The sequence below is a fragment of the Comamonas squillarum genome (assembly GCF_025309455.1).
In the GTDB taxonomy this organism is placed as follows: domain Bacteria; phylum Pseudomonadota; class Gammaproteobacteria; order Burkholderiales; family Burkholderiaceae_C; genus Comamonas; species Comamonas squillarum.
Genome location: NZ_CP104377.1, coordinates 636,595 through 655,534 on the forward strand (window position 1 = coordinate 636,595; position 18,940 = coordinate 655,534).

Consider the following 18,940-nt stretch of genomic DNA (forward strand, 5'->3'; position numbering starts at 1 on the left):
TTCAAGCATTTTGGAGGCTCCTCTCGTGATAATCAACGCGACCTAAGGTAGCTCCGCAGATATCGATGACGTCACGGTAGGAGAGCCACATGGCAGGGATTTCTGGCTGGGGGCTTATTACAACGAACCATCGGATGCTTCGTCGCACAATGTCCCCGGGAGTCCACTCTAAGGAAGCAAGGCCATACAGCCATCGCGGCCTGGCGGGCTTTCTGCTCCATGGTGCAATTCCGCTGCAGGCCATGCTGGCAAGGTATAAAGCCATCAGCGGCAGCGTCTACGGCATTCCGTTTCAGGGGAATAATCATGCCTAGTTATGCATAGCCATCAGCGGTATGCTTTGTCCACTCAGCATGTAACCGGTCTTGTTTGGCCAGGATTTACACGGACATAGATCTGCATGGCATCTTTCAGTGTTTGTCTGATAGCACTGTATGTAAGGGCCATCTCAGAATGGGACGGGATTTGTGTGCAAGCTCATCTGCGCTGGGCGGCGATAGGCGGATCTGAATGGTCGGTGCCACGCTTTCGAGGGTGGTCTTGTTTTCTGTGCGCTAGAGATCCGGCACCAAAGCGGACGCTGGCAGGCATTCCAAACAGGTTATTTATAACTTTTTGTTTAACAAATACTGAGCAGCGCTTGAAATTTTTGCGCTGCAGATGGTGTCTATTAGAGGTAACCGAGGCAGGCCCACTGGCCTGCCTCATCCGCATCTACCGACTTCAGGAGCGATACCCATGCTGATACGTACCAACAACGCGGGTTTTGACCACGGCAGCAGCAGCGACATCACCCCGCAGCACCTGTATTTGAGCCGGCGCGACTTGCTCAAACTGGGGGCCGCTGGCGGCTCGGCGCTGGCCGCAGGCGGGGCTTGGGCACAAGCGGCCAGGTCCGACGGCACGCAGCCGATCAGCACCGTGCGCTCGACGGTGCCCGGCGCCATGTCGATGGAGACACCGACGTCCTTTCAGGATGCCAGCAGCTACAACAACTACTACGAGTTCGGCCTGGACAAAAGCGACCCGGCGCGCTACGCCCACACCTTGCAGACACGGCCCTGGACCGTGCGGGTCGAAGGCCTGGTCAACAAACCCAAAACCTTTGACATCGAAGAGCTGCTCAAGCTCAGCGCCCAGGAAGAGCGCATTTACCGGCTGCGCTGTGTCGAGGGCTGGTCGATGGTGATCCCCTGGGTGGGCTACTCGCTGTCCAAATTGCTGGCGCAGGTGGAGCCCCAGGGCAGCGCGAAGTATATAGAGTTCGTGACCTTGGCCGATCGCAAGATGATGCCTGGCCTGAACAGCAGTGTGCTCGACTGGCCCTACACCGAGGGCCTGCGCATGGACGAAGCCATGCACCCGCTCAGCCTGCTGGCCTTTGGCATGTACGGCAAAACCTTGACCCCGCAAAACGGCGCACCGGTGCGCCTGGTGCTGCCCTGGAAATATGGCTTCAAAAGCGCCAAGAGCATCGTGACCATCCGCGTGGTCGAGAAGCAGCCGGGCACCGCCTGGAACAAGGCGGCGCGCAATGAGTACGGCTTTTACTCGAATGTGAACCCGGATGTGCCGCACCCGCGCTGGAGCCAGGCGACCGAGCGCCGCATTGGTGAAGGCGGCCTGTTTGCCAAGCGCCACAAGACCTTGCTGTTCAACGGCTACGAAGCCCAGGTGGGCCAACTCTACGCCGGCATGGACCTGCGCAAAGACTACTGATCGGTGTCCCTGCCCATGGCAAAACCTTCGCGCTTTTCTGCCAAAGCTGTGCAGCGGCTGCTGCTGCATGTATTGTGCCTGGTGCCAGCGGCCTGGCTGTTTTATCTGGCCGCCACCGATGGCCTGGGGGCCAATCCGGCTGAAGCGCTGCTGCGTTCGCTGGGTGACTGGGCCATCCGCTTTATCTGCTTTGCGCTGGCAGTCACGCCATTGCGCCAGTGGCTGCGCTGGAACGGGTTGGCAGCCTACCGCCGCATGCTGGGCCTTTATGCCTTCTTCTACGCCAGCTTGCACTGGCTGGCCTATGTGGTGTTTGACATGGGGGTGGATTGGCCCGCCATCGTCGACGACCTGATCAAGCGCCCCTTTATCCTCGTGGGCACCTTGGCCTGGCTGATCCTGCTGGCGCTGGCCATTACCTCGGTGCCCAGGATCATCCGGCGCATGGGCGGCAAACGCTGGCAGATGCTGCACCGCGCGGTGTATGGGGCGGCTGCGCTGGCCGTGCTGCACTTTTGGTGGATGCGCTCGGGCAAGAACAACTTTGCCGAGGTGTGGCTCTACGGGCTGATCCTTGCCGGGCTGCTGGCGGCGCGCTGGGTTTTTCAAAAGCGCAAGCAGATGCAAGCGGCGGCCAAGGCTGCCGGGGTCTGACTGGATTGGCCATTTCAAGCGCGCCTGCCTCCGGCGTTTGCGGGCGCGGCGCCTGGGTTTGCAGCCAAGTGCCGATGCCAGCAGACCGCACGATGTACCGCACAATGACAGCATGAACCCCAGCAAACGTATCTTGATCGTGGAAGACGATGCTCCCATTGCGGAGCTGCTGCAATTGCACCTGCGCGACGAGGGCTATGAGGTGGTGCACATGGCCGATGGCGACGCGGGCATGCAGGCCTTGGAGCGGGGCGGTTGGGATGCATTGGTGCTGGATTTGATGCTGCCGGGCGTGGATGGCCTGGAGATATGCCGCCGCGCCCGCGCGATGGCCTATTACGTGCCCATCATCATCACCAGTGCCCGCTCCAGCGAGATGCACCGCATCCTGGGGCTGGAGCTGGGAGCGGACGACTACCTGGCCAAGCCATTCTCGGTGCTGGAGCTGGTGGCCAGGGTGCGCGCGCTGTTGCGCCGCAGCCACGCCTTGGCCCAAAACGCCCGGTTGGATGCCGGTGTGCTGGTGCTCGGCAATCTAGAGATCGACCCGATATCGCGCGAGGTGAAGGTGGGTGGATCCCAGGTGGAGCTGACACCGCGAGAATTTGACCTGCTGCATTTTTTTGTGCGCCATCCGGGCAAGGTGTTCTCCCGGTTTGACCTGCTCAACCAAGTCTGGGGCTACCGCCATGATGGCTACGAGCACACAGTCAACACCCATATCAACCGCTTGAGAGCCAAGATCGAAGCCGATCCTGGCAGCCCCAAGCGCATTCTGACCGTATGGGGCCATGGCTACAAATGGGCGGAGGAAGTGCCATGAAGCTCGCATCCACGACCTTGGCGCAGCGCCTGACCCTGGTCTTTGTGCTGCTGCTGTTGGCTTGCAGCGCGGCCACGGTCTGGCTGCAGATGCGGGTGTCCGACCAGCGTGAGCAAGAGGTGGTGCAGCGCCTGTCGCAGGATCTGGCCGCGCGCATTGCCCGCTACCCGGAGCTGATGCGTGCCGATGGCCTCAACGCCGGGGCCAGCCGCGAGCTGTTTGGCAAGCTGATGCAGGTCAACCCGAGCGTCGAGGTCTACCTGCTCGATGACACAGGTGCCATCCAGGCTTACGATGCGCCGCAAGAAAGGATACTGCGCCAAAAGGTGGATCTGGAGCCCTTGCAGCGCCTGTTCAGTGGCGCGGCCCTGCCGGTGTTGGGGGATGATCCCCGCAGCATGACCGAGCGCAAGGTGTTCAGCGCAGCGCCATTGATGCAGGGCGGCCAGCGTTCTGGCTATGTCTATGTGATCCTGCAAGGCCAGGGGCGTGACAGCCTGGCAGCCCGCGTGAGCAGCGATGGCGCGCTGCGCACACTGCTCTGGTCGCTGCTGGTCGTGGTGGTGCTGGGCGCGGTCGCAGCGGCTGTGGCCTTTGGCATGATTACCCGGCCGCTGCGGCGCCTGACGGCGGCCGTACAAGAGCTGCAAACCGATGGCCTGGCCGATCTGCCCCAGGCCCAGGCCAAGCTGCAAAAAGCCGCGCATGGCGGAGCCGATATCGCTGTGCTTAGCCAGGCCTTTGCGCAGCTGGCGCAACGCACCTGGGAGCAGTGGCAAAAGCTGCGCACCCAAGACCAGCAGCGCCGCGAGCTCTTCGCCAATATCTCCCACGACCTGCGCACGCCTTTAACGTCATTGCATGGCTATCTGGAGACCCTGCAGATCAAGGCCGATGTGCTATCGGCAGACGAGCGCCGCCGCTACCTGGGCATCGCGCTGGACCAAAGCCGCAAGGTCGGTGACCTGGCGCAAAAACTGTTTGAGCTGGCGCGGCTGGAATACGGCGTGGTCAAGCCCGAGCCCGAGCGCTTCTTTCTGCCTGATCTGCTGCAGGACGTATTCCAGAAGTTTGAGCTGGCCGCCGAAGCCAAGGCGCAGCGCCTGCACGCGGTGATTGACCCGGATCTGCCCCCCGTCACTGCTGATCTGGGCATGCTTGAGCGCGTGCTGGTCAACCTGATCGACAACGCCATCCGCGCCACGCCGCCAGGCGGCGATATCCATGTGGAGCTGCGTGCCGCAGAGCAGGGCCGCATCAGCGTGACGGTGCAGGACACCGGGCCAGGCATACCGCCCGTGCTGCGCGACAGCCTGTTCGAGCGCCCCACCTTGAGCCGCATGCACAGCCGCAGCGATGGGCGGTCTGGAGGGCTGGGGCTCATGATCGTGCACCGCATATTGCAGCTGCACGACAGCTCGATTGAGCTGCTCAGTGGGGCAGGGGAGGCGGGGGCGCGGTTTCGGTTTTATTTGCGCTAGGGCTACCTGAGCGCATCACGTTGAAAACAAAAGGCTGCAAACCGAAATTTGCAGCCTCTGTTTTGTGCGCCTCTGGCAGCGCCAGATTCAAAAGCCTTTGCAAGCTGCTGAATCCATTATCTGTGGCGGAGAAGGCGGGATTCGAACCCGCGGTGGGCTATTAACCCACACACGCTTTCCAGGCGTGCGACTTAAACCACTCATCCACCTCTCCGCATGTTTTGTACGTTTTACGTCCTGTGGTGGCCAGGAAATAAAAAGCCAAGCGTGGACAGCTTGGCTGACAATTTCACCTGTTGACTGGCGGAGAGGGCGGGATTCGAACCCGCGGTGGGCTATTAACCCACACACGCTTTCCAGGCGTGCGACTTAAACCACTCATCCACCTCTCCAGTCGGTGAAGCGTGTATTCTAGCCTGAAATTTGGCGCCTTCCAGCAAAGCGGGGCCTTGTTTGGCAAAAATGCAGCGCGGCCCCAGAAGGGCGCGCGCTGCATCTGCGTTGGCGGGGTGGTTACTGGCCCTTGCCGGTCTGGATCATGCGCATGGCCGAGGTGATCAGGCTGGAGACCTCGGTCATGTTGCTCGGGACGACCAAGGTGGTGGTCGCGTCGCTCGCCAGCTTGCCGTAGGCGTGCACGGCCTGCTCGGCCACCTTCAGCTGCACGGCTTGCTCGCCGCCGGGCTGGCGGATGGCGGTCGCAATGCGCTCGAGCGCCTGGGCAGTGGCATCAGCCACCGCAGTGATCGATGCGGCCTCGCCTTGCGCCTTGTTGATGGCGGCTTGCTTCTCACCTTCGGAGCGGGCGATGAAGGCCTCGCGCTCACCGGTGGCGATATTGATCTGTTCCTGGCGGCGGCCTTCAGAGGCGGCAATCAGCGCGCGCTTTTCACGCTCGGCAGTGATCTGGGCTTGCATGGAGCGCAGGATTTCTGCCGGTGGCGTCAAATCCTTGATCTCGTAGCGCAACACCTTCACGCCCCAGTTGAGCGCGGCCTCGTCGATCGCCGAGACGATCTGGGCATTGATCATGTCGCGCTCTTCAAAGGTCTTGTCCAGCTCCAGCTTGCCGATCACGCTGCGCAGCGAGGTCTGGGCCAGCTGGGTGACGGCCATGATGTAGTTGGACGAGCCGTAGCTGGCGCGCATCGGGTCGGTCACCTGGAAGTACAGGATGCCGTCTACCTGCAGCTGGGTGTTGTCGCGCGTAATGCAGACCTGGCTGGGGACATCCAGCGGAATTTCCTTCAAGCTGTGCTTGTAGGCGACTTTGTCGACAAAGGGAATGATGAAGCGCGGGCCGGGGGCCAGGGTGCCGGCGTAACGGCCCAGGCGCTCTTTGACCCAGGCGTGCTGCTGGGGCACGATCTTGACGGACATCGCAATGAAGATGATGGCGATGACAAATATGATGATGGCGACTTCCATGGACTCTCCTCATGGACGCACTGCTAAGTGCAACGCGCCCGTTTTTTCGGTGATTGGCTGGGGATGGCTCCCTGGCTCAACGGTCTTGGCCATTACACCACGCGGGTGTGATGGGCCAAGTGGCGGTGGTGGGGCATGGGTTGGGCTGCGCCTGTTATGTTTTGTTGCCCCGGTGATGGGAATACGCGCTTAGTGCGCGGCGGGCTCGGCAGGTTCCACCAGCAGGCGGTTACCGTCGAGCCGCACCACGCGGTAGGCGCCGGGCAGCGCAGGGTGTTGGCCCAGCAGTGCAGCCGTCCAGGGCGCGCCGCGGTAGCGCACCTGGGCGCAGCGGTCGGCATCCCAGTGTTCGATGTGGACCAGCTCGCCAATGTCCAGGTGCATGTCCTGATCGCGCTCACCCGAGAGCAGCGAGCCGCGGCGTTTTTGCCGCAGGTAGCAGGCCAGCACGGTGGCTGCGCCCACGATGGCGGCGACCAGGATCTGCGTGACTTCATTGGCACCCAGGTGCGCAGCGATGGCAGCGGCAGCCATGCCAATGGCGACCATCAGCAAATACAGCGTGCCGGTGAGCAGCTCGGCGACGACGGCCAGGCCGGTCAGCAGCCACCACACGGTTGACATCTCCATAGCTCCCTCCTTGTTCGATTAGGTTTGTTGTCCGATTGTGCGATATGCCGACCAATTTTGCGGCAATTGATGCAGGATACATAAAAAGGGCGTGCAAATTCCGTACACTTCGCGGCTGTTTCGATTGTTTTAGTGAGGCCCGCCCCTGCGGGAACGCCCATGAAGTTTCGCTTTCCCATCGTCATCATTGACGAGGACTTTCGCTCGGAAAACACTTCCGGCCTGAGCATCCGCGATCTGGCGCATGCCATCGAGGAGGAGGGCTTTGAGGTGCTGGGCGTGACCAGCTATGGTGACTTGAGCCAGTTTGCGCAGCAGCAAAGCCGCGCCAGTGCCTTCATCCTGTCGATCGACGACGAGGAGTTCCAGCTCGGCGGCGGTGATGACCTGATCGTGCACAACCTGCGTGACTTCATCACCGAAGTGCGCCGCAAGAACCCGGATGTGCCGATCTACATCTATGGCGAGACCAAGACCAGCCGCCACCTGCCCAACGACATCCTGCGTGAGCTGCACGGCTTCATCCACATGTTCGAGGACACGCCCGAGTTCGTGGCCAAGCACATCCTGCGCGAAGCGAAGAACTATCTCGAAGGCATCCAGCCGCCGTTTTTCAAGGCGCTGCTGGACTACGCCGAAGACGGCTCCTACAGCTGGCACTGCCCCGGTCACGGTGGCGGTGTGGCGTTTTTGAAGAGCCCGATTGGCCAGATGTACCACCAGTTCTATGGTGAGAATATGCTGCGCTCGGACGTCTGCAACGCCGTCGAAGAGCTGGGCCAGCTGCTGGACCACAACGGCGCGATTGGCGAGAGCGAGCGCAATGCGGCGCGCATCTTCAATGCCGACCACTGCTTTTTTGTGACCAACGGTACCTCGACCTCCAACAAGATGGTTTGGCACCACACGGTGGCACCGGGCGATGTGGTGGTGGTGGACCGCAACTGCCACAAGTCCATCCTGCACTCGATCATCATGACGGGTGCGATTCCGGTGTTCTTGAAGCCCACGCGCAACCACTTCGGCATCATCGGCCCGATCCATGAGAGCGAGTTCTCGCCCAAGACCATCGAAGCCAAGATCGCTGCCAACCCGCTGCTCAAGGGTGTTGATCCAAAGGCCGTCAAGCCTCGCGTGCTGACGCTGACGCAATCGACCTACGACGGCGTGCTCTACAACACCGAGACCATCAAGCAAAAGCTCGATGGCTATGTCGACAACCTGCACTTTGACGAGGCCTGGTTGCCGCATGCTGCATTCCACCCCTTCTATGGCAGCTACCATGCCATGGGCAAGAAGCGCGCGCGCCCGAAACACTCGGTGGTCTATGCCACCCAGTCCATCCACAAACTGCTGGCCGGTATCAGCCAGGCATCGCACGTGCTGGTGCAGGACAGCCAGACGCAAAAGCTGGACTTCAACCTGTTCAACGAGGCGTACCTGATGCACACCTCGACCAGCCCGCAGTACAGCATCATCGCCAGCTGCGACGTGGCCGCTGCGATGATGGAGCCGCCCGGTGGCACCGCGCTGGTGGAGGAGTCGATCCTCGAGGCGCTCGACTTCCGCCGCGCCATGCGCAAGGTCGACGATGAGTTTGGTGAGGACGACTGGTGGTTCCAGGTCTGGGGCCCAGAAGCCCTGGCTGACGAAGGCGTGGGCTCTGCCCAGGACTGGATCATTCGTGGCCCGGACGCATCGCGCAAGACCAAGGGCAAGAACGGCAAGGAGTTCGACAACTGGCACGGCTTTGGCGATCTGGCCGATGGCTTCAACATGCTGGACCCGATCAAGTCCACCATCGTGACGCCGGGTCTGGACCTGGACGGTGACTTTGACGAGACCGGTATCCCCGCATCCATCGTCACCAAGTACCTGGCCGAGCACGGCGTGGTGGTGGAGAAGACGGGCCTGTACTCGTTCTTCATCATGTTCACCATCGGCATCACCAAGGGCCGCTGGAACACCATGTTGACCGCGCTGCAGCAGTTCAAGGACGACTACGAGAAGAACCAGCCGATGTGGCGCATCCTTCCCGAATTCTGCCAACAGCATAAGCGCTATGAGCGCATGGGCCTCAAGGACCTGTGCCAGCACGTGCACCAGCTCTACGCCAAGTACGACATCGCCCGCCTGACCACGGAGATGTACCTGTCGGACCTGACGCCGGCGATGAAGCCATCGGACGCCTTTGCCCACATCGCCCGCCGCAAGACCGAGCGTGTCGAGATCGACCATCTGGAAGGCCGCGTCACCGTGGGTTTGGTCACGCCATACCCACCCGGTATTCCGTTGCTGATTCCTGGCGAAGTCTTCAACAAGAAGATCGTGGACTACCTCATGTTCGCGCGTGAGTTCTCCAAGCTCTGCCCAGGTTTTGAGACCGATATCCACGGCCTGGTGGAGCTGGTGGACGAAGAGAGTGGTGAGGTGCGTTACTACGCCGATTGCGTGGCGCTGGACGCCAGTGACCAGGCCGTGCAAACCCAGGTGGTTTCTGCACCGGTGGCTTTGTCCAAGAAGCGCAGCCCCATGCTGGAAGGCAAGGCGCCCGCGTCGTCGGCCAAGAAGCGCACCACCGCTGCGATGAAGAAATCGCTCAAGGCGGAAAAGCCGATGGGTGATGCCAGCGAAGGTGTTGTCTCGCCGGTGGCCAAGACCCCGCAGGCAGCGCCCAAGCCACGCCGCGTGGCCAAGCCGCGCTCGCCCAAGGTCTGACCGGGCAGGTGAGTAGTGGCGGGGGATGTTGAGTCCCCTGCGTCACGCTTTCCTCAGTTCAAAAGCAGCGCAGAGGCGCTGCTTTTTTTATGCCCGCACATGACTCATGGCTCATGGTGTGCTTGCCACTTCGCCCGCAGGGGAGGGTGGCATGCCTTCTTCCCTCACGCGCCAGAAGGTGGCAAAGCGCGGCTTGCCGCTGTCGTGCACGCCACGGTAGCGGTAGGTCACCCAGCTGCCGATGGCGGGTGGATCGAGACGCTGGGCATCGCTCAAGCCACTGCCCAGCTTGAAGTCGATGCCATCAATGGTGCGTACCAGCAAGGCGCCCGTCATGCCTTCGTATTTGCCGCGCCCGGGTGCATAGCCCATCACCTGGGCCTCGGCATCCTCATGCGGCTTGAGTTTGAGCACATCGCCACTGCGGCCGCTGCGGTAGACGGCGCTGGCCTTGTGCAGCATCAGCCCTTCACCCCCGTCGCGCACGATGCGCCGCATCTGTGTCATTAGGCGGGCTTCGTCGGTCTCCTGCCATTGCGGTGCCGCCTGAACCCAGGGCTGCTGCACGGCAGCGACGAACTGCGCAATGGCTGGCAGGCGATCGCTGAAACTGCCTGGCGCGGCGGGTGCGTCAAACACCATAAAGTGCAGGTCCTGCCAGTCGGCATCCTCAGGCTTGGCTTTGCTGGTGATGGATTGGGCACGGGCAAACTGGCCGCGCCCGGCCCATAGCTCACCTTCCATCGGCGTGGCAGGCCAGCCGGCGGTGTACCAAGTGGGCGCGTGGATGGCAGTGCCCTGGCGCGTCCACAGCGCTTGGCCATCCCAGTAGCCGCGCACGCCGTCGTATTTCTCGCTCACCCAGTACTGCTGCAGGTCCAGTCCGCCGGGGTACTTTTGCGCAAGCCACAGCGCGGGTGGGCTGTTGGCCTGTGCCAGCACAGACCAGCAGCACAGCAGGGTGGCCAGCCACAGCTGGCGCCACCAGGGATGGACAGGGACACGCATGCAGCCTCCTCGGACAGCGGCCGGGGTGGCCGCCTATCCGCATGCTAGCGGCGATAGCCAACACCTGCCAACCGCCGCTGTGGTTTGGCGCGGTAAGCAGATGTTGGGTTGCGCGGGGATGCCTAGGTGGTTCAGTGCGGACGAGACTGCAGCCGCGCGTACAGGCCGCCCAGGTCAAGCAGTTGCTGGTGCGTGCCTTGCTCGACCACCTGGCCGCGCTCCATCACCACCACGCGGTCTGCGTGTTCGATGGTGGACAGGCGGTGGGCGATGACCAAGGTGGTGCGGCCCTGCATCAGGCGTGAGAGGGCTTCTTGCACCAGGCGCTCGGATTCGGTGTCTAGCGCCGAGGTCGCTTCATCGAGGATCAGGATCGGCGCATTTTTGTACAGCGCCCGGGCAATGGCCAGGCGCTGGCGCTGGCCGCCAGACAGCTGGTTGGCATTGTGCCCAACGATGCTGTGGATGCCCTGGGGCTGGCGCTCGACAAAGTCCTGCAGGTTGGCGGCAGCCAGACATTCGAGCAGGCGTTTTTCATCGATGTCCTGGCCCAGCGCCACGTTGGCAGCGATGGTGTCATTGAACATCACCACATCCTGGCTGACCATCGCAAACTGGTTGCGCAGGTTGGGCAGGTCCCACTCGGCCAGGGCCACGCCATCAATGCTGATCTGGCCGTCGCTGGGCTCCACAAAACGCGGCAGCAGGTTGACGAGCGTGGTCTTGCCAGCGCCCGAGGGGCCCACCAGCGCCACGACTTCACCGGGGTGGATGGTCAGGCTCAGGTGGCGCAGCGCCGGGGCTTTGTCTTCGCCAAAGGCCACGCTGACATCCTGCAGCGCGATGGCGCCACGCGCTTGTTCGGTCTTGTAGCCACCGCCTTGCTCTGGCGGGATTTCCTCGAGCAGACCGAGGCCGCGCTCCAAGGCGGCAACGCCTCGCGTGAGCGGATTGGCCACATCGGCCAGGCGACGGATAGGCGCAATCAGCATCAGCATGGCCGAGATAAAGGCCACAAAGCCGCCAACGGTCACATCCTTGGCATTGATGCCGGTGGTGCGGCTTTGCCACAGCGCAATGCAGATCACCGCAGACAGCGCAACAGCGGCCAGTAGCTGGGTGAGCGGCGTCATCGCCGCCGAGGCGATGGTGGCCTTGATGGCGAGCTGGCGCAGCTTGCGGCTCAGAATCTGGAAGCGACCGGACTGGCTGGACTGGGCGGCGTGGATGCGCACCATGCGGTGCGCGAGCACGTTCTCCTCGACCACATAGGCCAGCTCATCGGTGGCTTGCTGGCTGGCCTTGGTGATGTGGTAGAGGCGCTTGGAGAGCTTTTTCATGATCCACGACACGCTGGGTAGCAGTACAGCCACGATCAGGGTCAGCTGCCAGTTGAGGTAGAGCAGGTACATCAACAGCGCAATGACGGTGAAGCCATCGCGCGAGAGCATCAGCAAGGCCTGCACGATCAGGGTGGAGCCGTTTTGCACCTCATACACCACGGTGTTGGACAGCGCACTGGCAGACTGCTTGGTAAAGAGCCCCAGGTGCGCATCAAGCACCCGGCCAAAGAGGTTCTCGCGCAGGCGCATCATGCCGTCATTGGCAATGCGCGCCAGCGCATATTGGTTGATGAACTGCGCCAGGCCTCGGATGAAAAAGACGCCGACGATGGTCACAGGCACAGCCCACAGCGGCAAGGTGCCACCGGTAAAGCCCTGGTCGAGCAAAGGCTTAAGCAGGGCCGGGATGGCCGGCTCGGTGCCCGCTACAACGATGGTCGCGAGAATGGCAAGCACCCAGGTCCAGCGTTGGTAGCCAAAGTAGGGCGCCAGGCGCGACAGGCGTGCGCGCAGTGGCATCTGCGCAACGCTGCCAGCCGGTTTGTGGCCTTCGGTGCTGGAAGATGCCTCAGACGCACGTGCAGAAGATGGTTTTTCGGTTGTGGACATGTAGAGGTGATTCTAAAATGCACGGCTGTCGACGTTGGACGATAATAAAGAATTTGTGGGGTGTGTAACATCCTGCAGCCTTCAGGGCTTGTCATGCATAGCGCATTTATGATGGTCGGTAATGACTAAAACACGCTTCCCATCTCTCATCTCGGAGGCGGCCAAGCCGCTCTTCCATCGTCGTCACGTACTGGGTGCTGCGCTCGCAGCCCCTGCAGTCCCCGCCCTGGCGCAGTTCCGGGTTGAGATCAGTGGCGTTGGCATCAAGCAAATCCCCATCGCCTTGCCCAAGTTTCGGGGCGAAGATGCGTCGCCGCAAAAGATCTCTGCGATCGTGCAGGCCGATCTGATCCGCAGCGGTCTCTTCAAGCCCGTTGACGCATCGGGCGAACAGCTGGACGAGAGCTCTCGCCCCGATGTGGCCAGGTGGTCATCCGCCGGCGCCGAGTACCTGTCGGTCGGCAGTGTGAGCCGTGGCGCCAATGGCTTTGACGTGCGCTTTCGCTTGTGGGATGCCGTCAAGGGCGCGGACATGGGCGGTCAGAGCTACAGCGTGCCGCAGGCGGATCTGCGCTTGGTTGCGCACAAGATCTCGGACTACATCTACGAAAAAATCACCGGCGAAAAGGGCGTGTTCTCGACCCGCATTGCCTATGTGACCAAGGCCGGTCCGCGCTACACCCTCTGGGTAGCCGATTCGGATGGCGAGAATGCACAGTCGGCACTGGCCAGCCCCGAGCCCATCATCTCGCCCACCTGGTCGCCTGCCGGCACGCAACTAGCCTATGTGTCTTTCGAGTCGCGCAAGCCCGTGGTCTATGTGCACGAGGTCTCGTCCGGCCGCCGCCGCCTGATCGCCAATTTCCGTGGCTCCAACAGCGCGCCAGCCTGGTCGCCCGATGGCAGCACCTTGGCGGTGACCTTGAGCCGCGATGGCGGCTCGCAGCTCTACACCATCCCTTCGAGCGGGGGTGAGCCTCGCCGTCTGATGCAAAGCAGCGGCATCGACACCGAGCCAACGTACTCCAAGGATGGCCGCTATATCTACTTCGTCAGCGATCGTGGCGGTGCGCCGCAGATCTACCGCGTGGGCGCGCAAGGCGGCGGTGCAGAGCGCGTGACGTTCAGCGGGTCCTACAACATTTCTCCTTCCATCAGTCCTGATGGCAAGACACTTGCTTACATCACCCGCGCCGGTGGTGGATATAAATTGCAGGTCATGGATCTGGCTTCCAGCACTGTGGCGTCGGTCACCGACACCACGAGCGATGAAAGCCCCAGTTTTGCTCCGAACAGCCGACTCATCGTCTATGCAACCCGCGAAGGCGGTCGTGAAGCCCTCATGACCACGACGCTGGACGGCAAGATCAAAGCACGACTGGCAGGGCAGAGCGGAGACATACGGGAGCCCGATTGGGGCCCATACCAGCCCTAAGATTGGTTTTTGGCGAGTCAATTATTTTTATACGAGAAATTCGTTTCGGAGAGTTTTACATGTTGTCATTGAAGAAAGCTTCGCTGGCCCTGGTGGCCGCTGCCGTGTTGGCTGGTTGCAGCTCTGCGCCTCCGCTGGATAACGCACCTGTGGAAGACAAGGGTGCTGCTACCGCCGGTCAAGGCGCTGGCGCCGGTGGTGCTGGCCAAAGTACCGTTGGTGGTGTGGACCTGAACAACAGCGCAGCCAACGGCCAAGGCCCTGTCGGCGTTGCACGCATTGTGTACTTTGACTTCGACAGCTACTCGGTCAAGCCCGATGCGCAATCGATGCTGGACGCACATGCACGTTTCCTGAAGGCCAACCCTTCGCGCAAGGTCATGCTCGAAGGCAACACCGACAACCGCGGTGGCCGTGAGTACAACCTGGCCCTGGGCCAAAAGCGTGCTGAAGCCGTGCGTCGTTCGCTGAACGTGCTGGGCGTGAGCGACAGCCAACTCGAAGCCGTGTCTTTCGGCAAGGAAAAGCTGGCTGCTGAAGGTAGCTCGGAAGATGCGCACGCACAAAACCGCCGCGTTGAACTGAACTACCGTTAATAAGGCTCCATGAACCTCACTCGCAGTACTCCCCGTTGGATTGCACTGGCCGCGTTGATGGCCTGTGCAAGCACCTCCCAAGCCGCTTTGTTTGAAGATGGCGACGCACGTCGCGCCATCATTGAACTGCGCCAGCGTGTCGATCAGCTGACGCAAGGCAACAACCAAAATGGTGAGGACACCTCGCAAGTGCGTCGCAGCCTGCTGGACTTTCAATCGCAGATTGAATCCATGCGTGGCGAGATGAACAAGTTGCGCGGTGAAAACGAGACGCTGCGACGTGAGGTTGCCGATCTGAAGCGCGGTCAGACTGATTTGGCCAAGGGCGTCGAAGCCCGGCTCCAGCAGTTTGAACCCGTTTCGGTCACCGTAGATGGGCAGGAGTTCAAGGCCGATCCTGCCGAAAAGCGTGATTTCGAAGCCGCGCTGGGCGTGTTTCGCACCGGCAAGTTTGCCGATGCCGCTGGCGTGTTCAGCAGCTTCATCCAGCGCTACCCCAAGAGTGGCTATGTGCCATCGGCACGCTTTTGGCTGGGCAACGCCTACTATGCCACCCGCGACTACAAGCCCGCCATCGACAATTTCAAGCTGATCCTGGCCCAAGCGCCCGAGCATATGCGTGCGCCTGATTCGGCACTGTCCATTGCCAACTGCCAGATCGAGCTCAAGGACACCAAGGCCGCCCGCAAGACCTTGGAAGACCTGATTGCTGCCTACCCGCAAAGCGATGCGGCAGCAGCTGCCAAAGAGCGCCTCTCCAAGCTGAAGTGATATGAGTGCACCGTCTCCATCGGCGCCCGATGATCGGCAGGACGCCGAGGCGGACGTTGACCCACAAAGGCGCTTTGGCGGGCTGGACCGCCTGTTTGGCGTTGCGCCTGCCGCGCAAATGCGCGCAAGCGCTATCGCCGTTATCGGCATCGGGGGCGTGGGCTCCTGGACGGCCGAGGCCCTGGCCCGCAGTGGCGTTGCCAGGCTTCGCCTGATCGACTTGGACAATGTGGCCGAGTCCAACATCAATCGCCAGATCCACGCGCTGACAGACACCATTGGCATGGCCAAGGTCGACGCGATGCGCGAGCGCATCCGCCAGATCAACCCCCATTGTGAAGTTGAGGTGGTAGAGGACTTCCTCACTGCCGATAACTGCGCCGCATTGCTCGATGGCGTTGACGGCTTTGTCGACGCCTGTGACCAGGTGCGTGCCAAGGCGGCAATGGCCAACTGGGGGCGGCGCCACCAGCGTCCTTTTGTATGCATCGGTGCGGCAGGCGGCAAACGCCTGGCCTGGAAGGTGGAGCAGGCCGACCTGTCACAGACCACGCACGACCCCTTGCTGGCCCAGGTGCGCTACCGCTTGCGCAAAGAATATGGCGCCCCCAAGGATGGCAAGAAAATGAATGTGGCCTGCATCTACAGCCAGGAGGCCGTGGCCGGCCCCGACCCTTCCTGCGCCGTGGATGGTGATGGCTCGCTGAACTGCCACGGTTATGGCTCATCGGTGGCGGTGACCGCGACCTTCGGAATGTGCGCGGCCAGCTGGATTCTGGAAAAGTTGGCACTTTCCCCAAAATGACAAAAAACCTACGCTATAATTTAAGTCTGTTGTGAGCAAGACCAGTTCTTAGGAATTTGTCAAGCAAACACGGCGGGTCTTTAGCTCAGTCGGTAGAGCAGCGGACTTTTAATCCGTTGGTCGCGAGTTCGAATCTCGCAGGACCCACCAAACATTATTCATATGAATCAAGCCCTTGCGCAAATCGTGCAAGGGCTTTTTTCTTTGCAGTTGTTCCGCAATTACTGGTGCTGTTCCGCAATTATCCGGCGGGCTTCACTTTCTTGCCGACCTTGTGGCGGATGTATTTCGCAGTCATGGACTCGGTCGTGTGGCCCAGCAATGCCTGCGCGTCCCTGATGCCAGAGCTGTCATCCAGAGTCGTGGCGGCCGTAGCGCGCAGGTCACGGAACTGAAATTCTGCTTTGGGAATCTTTGCGGCTTCACGGGCATCATCGAAGCGGACTCGCAGCATGTACGTGGTCAATGTTTCCCCCTTTTCGTTCACGAGCAAATGATGGGATCGGGACATAACGGACTGCTTGTAAGCCCGGATCTCATCCATGAGCACCGCCAGTCCTTCGATAATCTCGATGCGTAGCTTGGTGTATGTCTTCCCTTGCTTGACATGGAGAATGCTGCCGACCACATTGTTTTCGCTCATGCGTAGCACATCGGCCGGCCGCTGACCGGTGAGCTTGGCCAGGCGTATCGCGAACCGCAATGGCGGAGCTGCGAAGGGCATGATTCTGTCCAGCAGGGCGTCGCCAATGACAGTATCTCGACCCTTTTCCTTGAACTTCTCGATGCCAGCGCATGGATTTGGCTGCTTGGTGATGCCCTCTCTGCGGGCGAAATTCCACATATGAGAGAACAGCGACTTCTCGCGGTTCGCGCGCACATGGCCGAAGTTTGGCGGGATCGCCAAAGCCTTCAGCCCCTTTGCTGAGCGCTCCCTGTTTTCTTCCTGAGCCACCTTGCGCGCTTCTTGAATCCGCCAATCCATGTACTGGCGGATGTGCACGGGCTCGATGTCGTCCAGCGGGGCCGGTGGATCTCCGAAAAATTTCAGAAGCCAAATAAGCTCCTTTTCGTTATCCACTCTTGTGCGCGGAGCCTTAAGTGGCAATGCTTTGGCTCGATATACAGGCACGATATCCAGGAAGGTGCGCTGGGCAGCGCGCGGCTTTTTGGCGGCTGTCAGCTCACTCCATTTTTGGACGGCCAACACGTAGTCGGATCCCAAGGGGATCTCCCGCCGTGGTTTTTGGCCGGTGTCCAGGTAGTAGTGCACTTTCTTGCCTCGCTCTCTGGCGCGCATGCCTGGCGGAAGATTTGTCCAGCGGCTTGGTTTGCGTCCCATCTCACCTAGCCCCCACCACGCGCGGCGTCCACCGCAATGGTTCTATTGCGGTCGGCTCGGGTTCTGGCTTCCGGCCTTCAACAGCGCCCCGGGTGACGATGGCATGGCCGCGCGCGTTCACGCGAAATGGAATCCCAGAGGTGCGCAGCCATTCAATCTGGCGCGTCTTGTATTTCCGGCCGGTCAACACAGCCAGCTCGGCTTCGTTCAGAAAGAGGGTAGACATGGCCGTACTCTCCATTAAAAAAGCCCGCTGTGTGCGGGCTCGGGTTGATCGGTGGGCTCTTTCCAGCGGTCGCGTTTATCGCCGCGCTGGCGCGCCCGTCTGCTCATTGCTATTGATCGGCTCATTGAAGGGCCTCGCTTGGAAGCTCCACAGGCCTGATCGCATCTGTGCCCACGGTGCCGGCCTTGACCTCGTGCGAGAGCAGGCGGGCGCCCGGCTCAAAGCGGCGGCCCAGGTTTCGATAGCTGCAGAATAGGTCGATGCTGATCTCAACGGCATGCGAGAGCTGCGCTCCCCAGCTTGAGTCCCAGCGGTGGCCATCCACTGCCATGTCTACCACGGCGGCCAGCGCCTGGTGCAGGCCGGGTCGGTTGTTGCCGGCCACAGGTATGGCTCGCGCAATCTCCGCGCCGATCCCGATCAGATAGGCAAGGCTGGCCAGCATCTCGGGCTGCTCGCTACCGTGGTCGGTCATCATGCAGTGCAGGCCGAGGTTGACTACATCTGCCTGCATACTCTGGCGCACCATCAAGGCCTCAATGGGCGAAGCTTTGCGGTAGATGCCGTTTTTCATGGCGCGGCTGTGGGTTGGCTGTCGTTGACCGCTCTTGGTGGTGGCTTTAGCCATTGGCGGCTCCTATTCCGTGCGCGCGCTCTGCTGCCCTGACAGCTTTCTGCATTGTTTTTCTGTCGCAAGGACAGAATGGATTGTCTGTGCTGAAAGTGTTTTGCCGTAGTTTTTCAACCTGCTGATCCGTCAGCGGCTCCCGCTCAGGTGGGGGAGGGGCGGCTGAGAGCATGTCCCGGTATTGGGCCTTGAACGCGCTGTGCGGGTCCATTGGAAGCATGCGGCCTGCACCATTGCTGTAACGCACCTCGGCGCTTCGGAACGCCCATTCCATTGCTGCTGTGCTCGCCACCGGCACCAGGCGCCACCCATCCGGCGCAGCCTGCCGCGCTGATAGATGGGCCTCTAGCTCTGCGATGCGGGCAGCTTGGGCCTCGGTTTCGGCGTGAAGGCGGCGTAGCTCTCTGCCTCCAACTAACATATCGCCGTGCGTGGTCTTGAAGGGTGCATTGATGAGCCATGCAGCTACTCGCAGCGCTTCGGGCTGTGCTTCTGTCTTGTCGGTCATGCCTTGTAGCCTTTCAGATCTCCGTATGCCTGGAGCATTGCGACAACATCGCCAGCGATCATCGCCTCATGTGCGGCTCGGATTGACTCACGCATAAGCCCTGCAGCTATGAACCCCATTTGCACTGATTCATACATTGGTATCAGCTCTTGCACTCGCTGGATTTCCTGTGGCAGTGCGTCGCCAAGGCTTTCTGTCATTTGCTTTTCGGTCATC

General features: G+C 61.2%; 18 protein-coding genes and 3 tRNA genes. 10 read left to right on the forward strand and 11 right to left on the reverse strand.

The genetic code is table 11. The features are described 5' to 3' along the window. The first annotated feature begins 738 nt into the window (after positions 1-738). The 4 genes from msrP to N4T19_RS02960 all read left to right on the forward strand — a co-directional run bounded on the left by msrP (position 739) and on the right by N4T19_RS02960 (position 4,677). The gene (gene msrP, locus N4T19_RS02945) at positions 739-1,719 is read left to right on the forward strand and encodes a protein-methionine-sulfoxide reductase catalytic subunit MsrP (RefSeq protein ID WP_182340834.1); all 981 of its coding nucleotides are present in this window, start codon (positions 739-741) and stop codon (positions 1,717-1,719) included. 15 nt (positions 1,720-1,734) lie between these two features. After that, a complete protein-coding gene (locus N4T19_RS02950) occupies positions 1,735-2,373 on the forward strand; it encodes a protein-methionine-sulfoxide reductase heme-binding subunit MsrQ (protein WP_182340837.1) in 639 nt (212 codons plus the stop codon). A gap of 112 nt (positions 2,374-2,485) precedes the next feature. Beyond that, positions 2,486-3,196, forward strand: coding sequence for a response regulator transcription factor (locus N4T19_RS02955; RefSeq protein ID WP_260719417.1), 711 nt, complete (start codon positions 2,486-2,488; stop codon positions 3,194-3,196). Then, a complete protein-coding gene (locus N4T19_RS02960) occupies positions 3,193-4,677 on the forward strand; it encodes a sensor histidine kinase (protein ID WP_260719418.1) in 1,485 nt (494 codons plus the stop codon). The genes N4T19_RS02955 and N4T19_RS02960 overlap by 4 nt, the downstream gene beginning before the upstream one ends. Before the next feature lie 123 nt (positions 4,678-4,800). Here the strand turns inward: N4T19_RS02960 and N4T19_RS02965 are convergent. The 4 genes from N4T19_RS02965 to N4T19_RS02980 form a co-directional block, all read right to left on the reverse strand. After that, positions 4,801-4,891, reverse strand: a tRNA-Ser gene (locus N4T19_RS02965). An 87-nt stretch (positions 4,892-4,978) separates the two neighbouring features. Next, positions 4,979-5,069: transfer RNA gene (locus N4T19_RS02970), tRNA-Ser, on the reverse strand. A gap of 121 nt (positions 5,070-5,190) precedes the next feature. Next, complete coding sequence (locus N4T19_RS02975; RefSeq protein ID WP_021028801.1) at positions 5,191-6,105, reverse strand: SPFH domain-containing protein; 915 nt, start codon at positions 6,103-6,105, stop codon at positions 5,191-5,193. A 189-nt stretch (positions 6,106-6,294) separates the two neighbouring features. Then, positions 6,295-6,735 (reverse strand): NfeD family protein, encoded by a 441-nt coding sequence (locus N4T19_RS02980; protein WP_116927369.1) that lies wholly within the window; start codon positions 6,733-6,735, stop codon positions 6,295-6,297. 159 nt (positions 6,736-6,894) lie between these two features. On the opposite strand from N4T19_RS02980, the gene N4T19_RS02985 reads away from it, so the two are divergent. Beyond that, positions 6,895-9,453, forward strand: coding sequence for an arginine/lysine/ornithine decarboxylase (locus tag N4T19_RS02985; RefSeq protein ID WP_260719419.1), 2,559 nt, complete (start codon positions 6,895-6,897; stop codon positions 9,451-9,453). A gap of 111 nt (positions 9,454-9,564) precedes the next feature. Here N4T19_RS02985 and N4T19_RS02990 read toward each other — a convergent pair whose 3' ends face one another. Both N4T19_RS02990 and msbA read right to left on the reverse strand, forming a co-directional pair. Beyond that, the gene (locus tag N4T19_RS02990) at positions 9,565-10,461 is read right to left on the reverse strand and encodes a DNA ligase (protein WP_243419428.1); all 897 of its coding nucleotides are present in this window, start codon (positions 10,459-10,461) and stop codon (positions 9,565-9,567) included. 131 nt (positions 10,462-10,592) lie between these two features. Beyond that, positions 10,593-12,413 carry a lipid A export permease/ATP-binding protein MsbA gene (msbA, locus tag N4T19_RS02995; protein WP_409935150.1) on the reverse strand — a complete coding sequence of 607 codons (1,821 nt, stop codon included), beginning with the start codon at positions 12,411-12,413 and terminating at the stop codon, positions 10,593-10,595. Between the two features lie 121 nt (positions 12,414-12,534). Between msbA and tolB the strand changes: the two genes are divergently transcribed. The 5 genes from tolB (at position 12,535) to N4T19_RS03020 (ending at position 16,170) form a co-directional block, all read left to right on the forward strand. Then, a complete protein-coding gene (gene tolB / locus N4T19_RS03000; protein ID WP_116927367.1) occupies positions 12,535-13,848 on the forward strand; it encodes a Tol-Pal system beta propeller repeat protein TolB in 1,314 nt (437 codons plus the stop codon). A gap of 59 nt (positions 13,849-13,907) precedes the next feature. Continuing rightward, on the forward strand, positions 13,908-14,444 hold the full coding sequence (gene pal / locus N4T19_RS03005; protein ID WP_116927366.1) for a peptidoglycan-associated lipoprotein Pal: 537 nt from the start codon (positions 13,908-13,910) through the stop codon (positions 14,442-14,444). A 9-nt stretch (positions 14,445-14,453) separates the two neighbouring features. Further along, positions 14,454-15,215 (forward strand): tol-pal system protein YbgF, encoded by a 762-nt coding sequence (gene ybgF / locus N4T19_RS03010; RefSeq protein ID WP_027011353.1) that lies wholly within the window; start codon positions 14,454-14,456, stop codon positions 15,213-15,215. 1 nt (position 15,216) lies between these two features. Then, positions 15,217-16,020, forward strand: a complete 804-nt coding sequence (locus N4T19_RS03015) for a tRNA threonylcarbamoyladenosine dehydratase (RefSeq protein WP_260719420.1) — start codon at positions 15,217-15,219, stop codon at positions 16,018-16,020. Between the two features lie 74 nt (positions 16,021-16,094). Beyond that, positions 16,095-16,170: transfer RNA gene (locus N4T19_RS03020), tRNA-Lys, on the forward strand. A gap of 91 nt (positions 16,171-16,261) precedes the next feature. Here N4T19_RS03020 and N4T19_RS03025 read toward each other — a convergent pair. The 5 genes from N4T19_RS03025 to N4T19_RS03045 form a co-directional block, all read right to left on the reverse strand. After that, entirely contained in the window at positions 16,262-17,293 is a 1,032-nt protein-coding gene (locus tag N4T19_RS03025) for a tyrosine-type recombinase/integrase (RefSeq protein WP_260719421.1), read from the reverse strand. Positions 17,294-17,363: 70 nt separating this feature from the next. Next, complete coding sequence (locus tag N4T19_RS03030; RefSeq protein WP_260719422.1) at positions 17,364-17,588, reverse strand: DUF4224 domain-containing protein; 225 nt, start codon at positions 17,586-17,588, stop codon at positions 17,364-17,366. Positions 17,589-17,709: 121 nt separating this feature from the next. Continuing rightward, a complete protein-coding gene (locus N4T19_RS03035; protein ID WP_260719423.1) occupies positions 17,710-18,216 on the reverse strand; it encodes a hypothetical protein in 507 nt (168 codons plus the stop codon). Beyond that, positions 18,209-18,724: a hypothetical protein gene (locus tag N4T19_RS03040; protein WP_260719424.1), complete on the reverse strand. Its 516-nt coding sequence runs from the start codon at positions 18,722-18,724 to the stop codon at positions 18,209-18,211. The genes N4T19_RS03035 and N4T19_RS03040 overlap by 8 nt, the downstream gene beginning before the upstream one ends. Next, on the reverse strand, positions 18,721-18,939 hold the full coding sequence (locus N4T19_RS03045; protein WP_260719425.1) for a hypothetical protein: 219 nt from the start codon (positions 18,937-18,939) through the stop codon (positions 18,721-18,723). Before N4T19_RS03045 ends, N4T19_RS03040 begins: the two co-directional genes overlap by 4 nt. Between the last annotated feature and the right edge of the window lies 1 nt (position 18,940).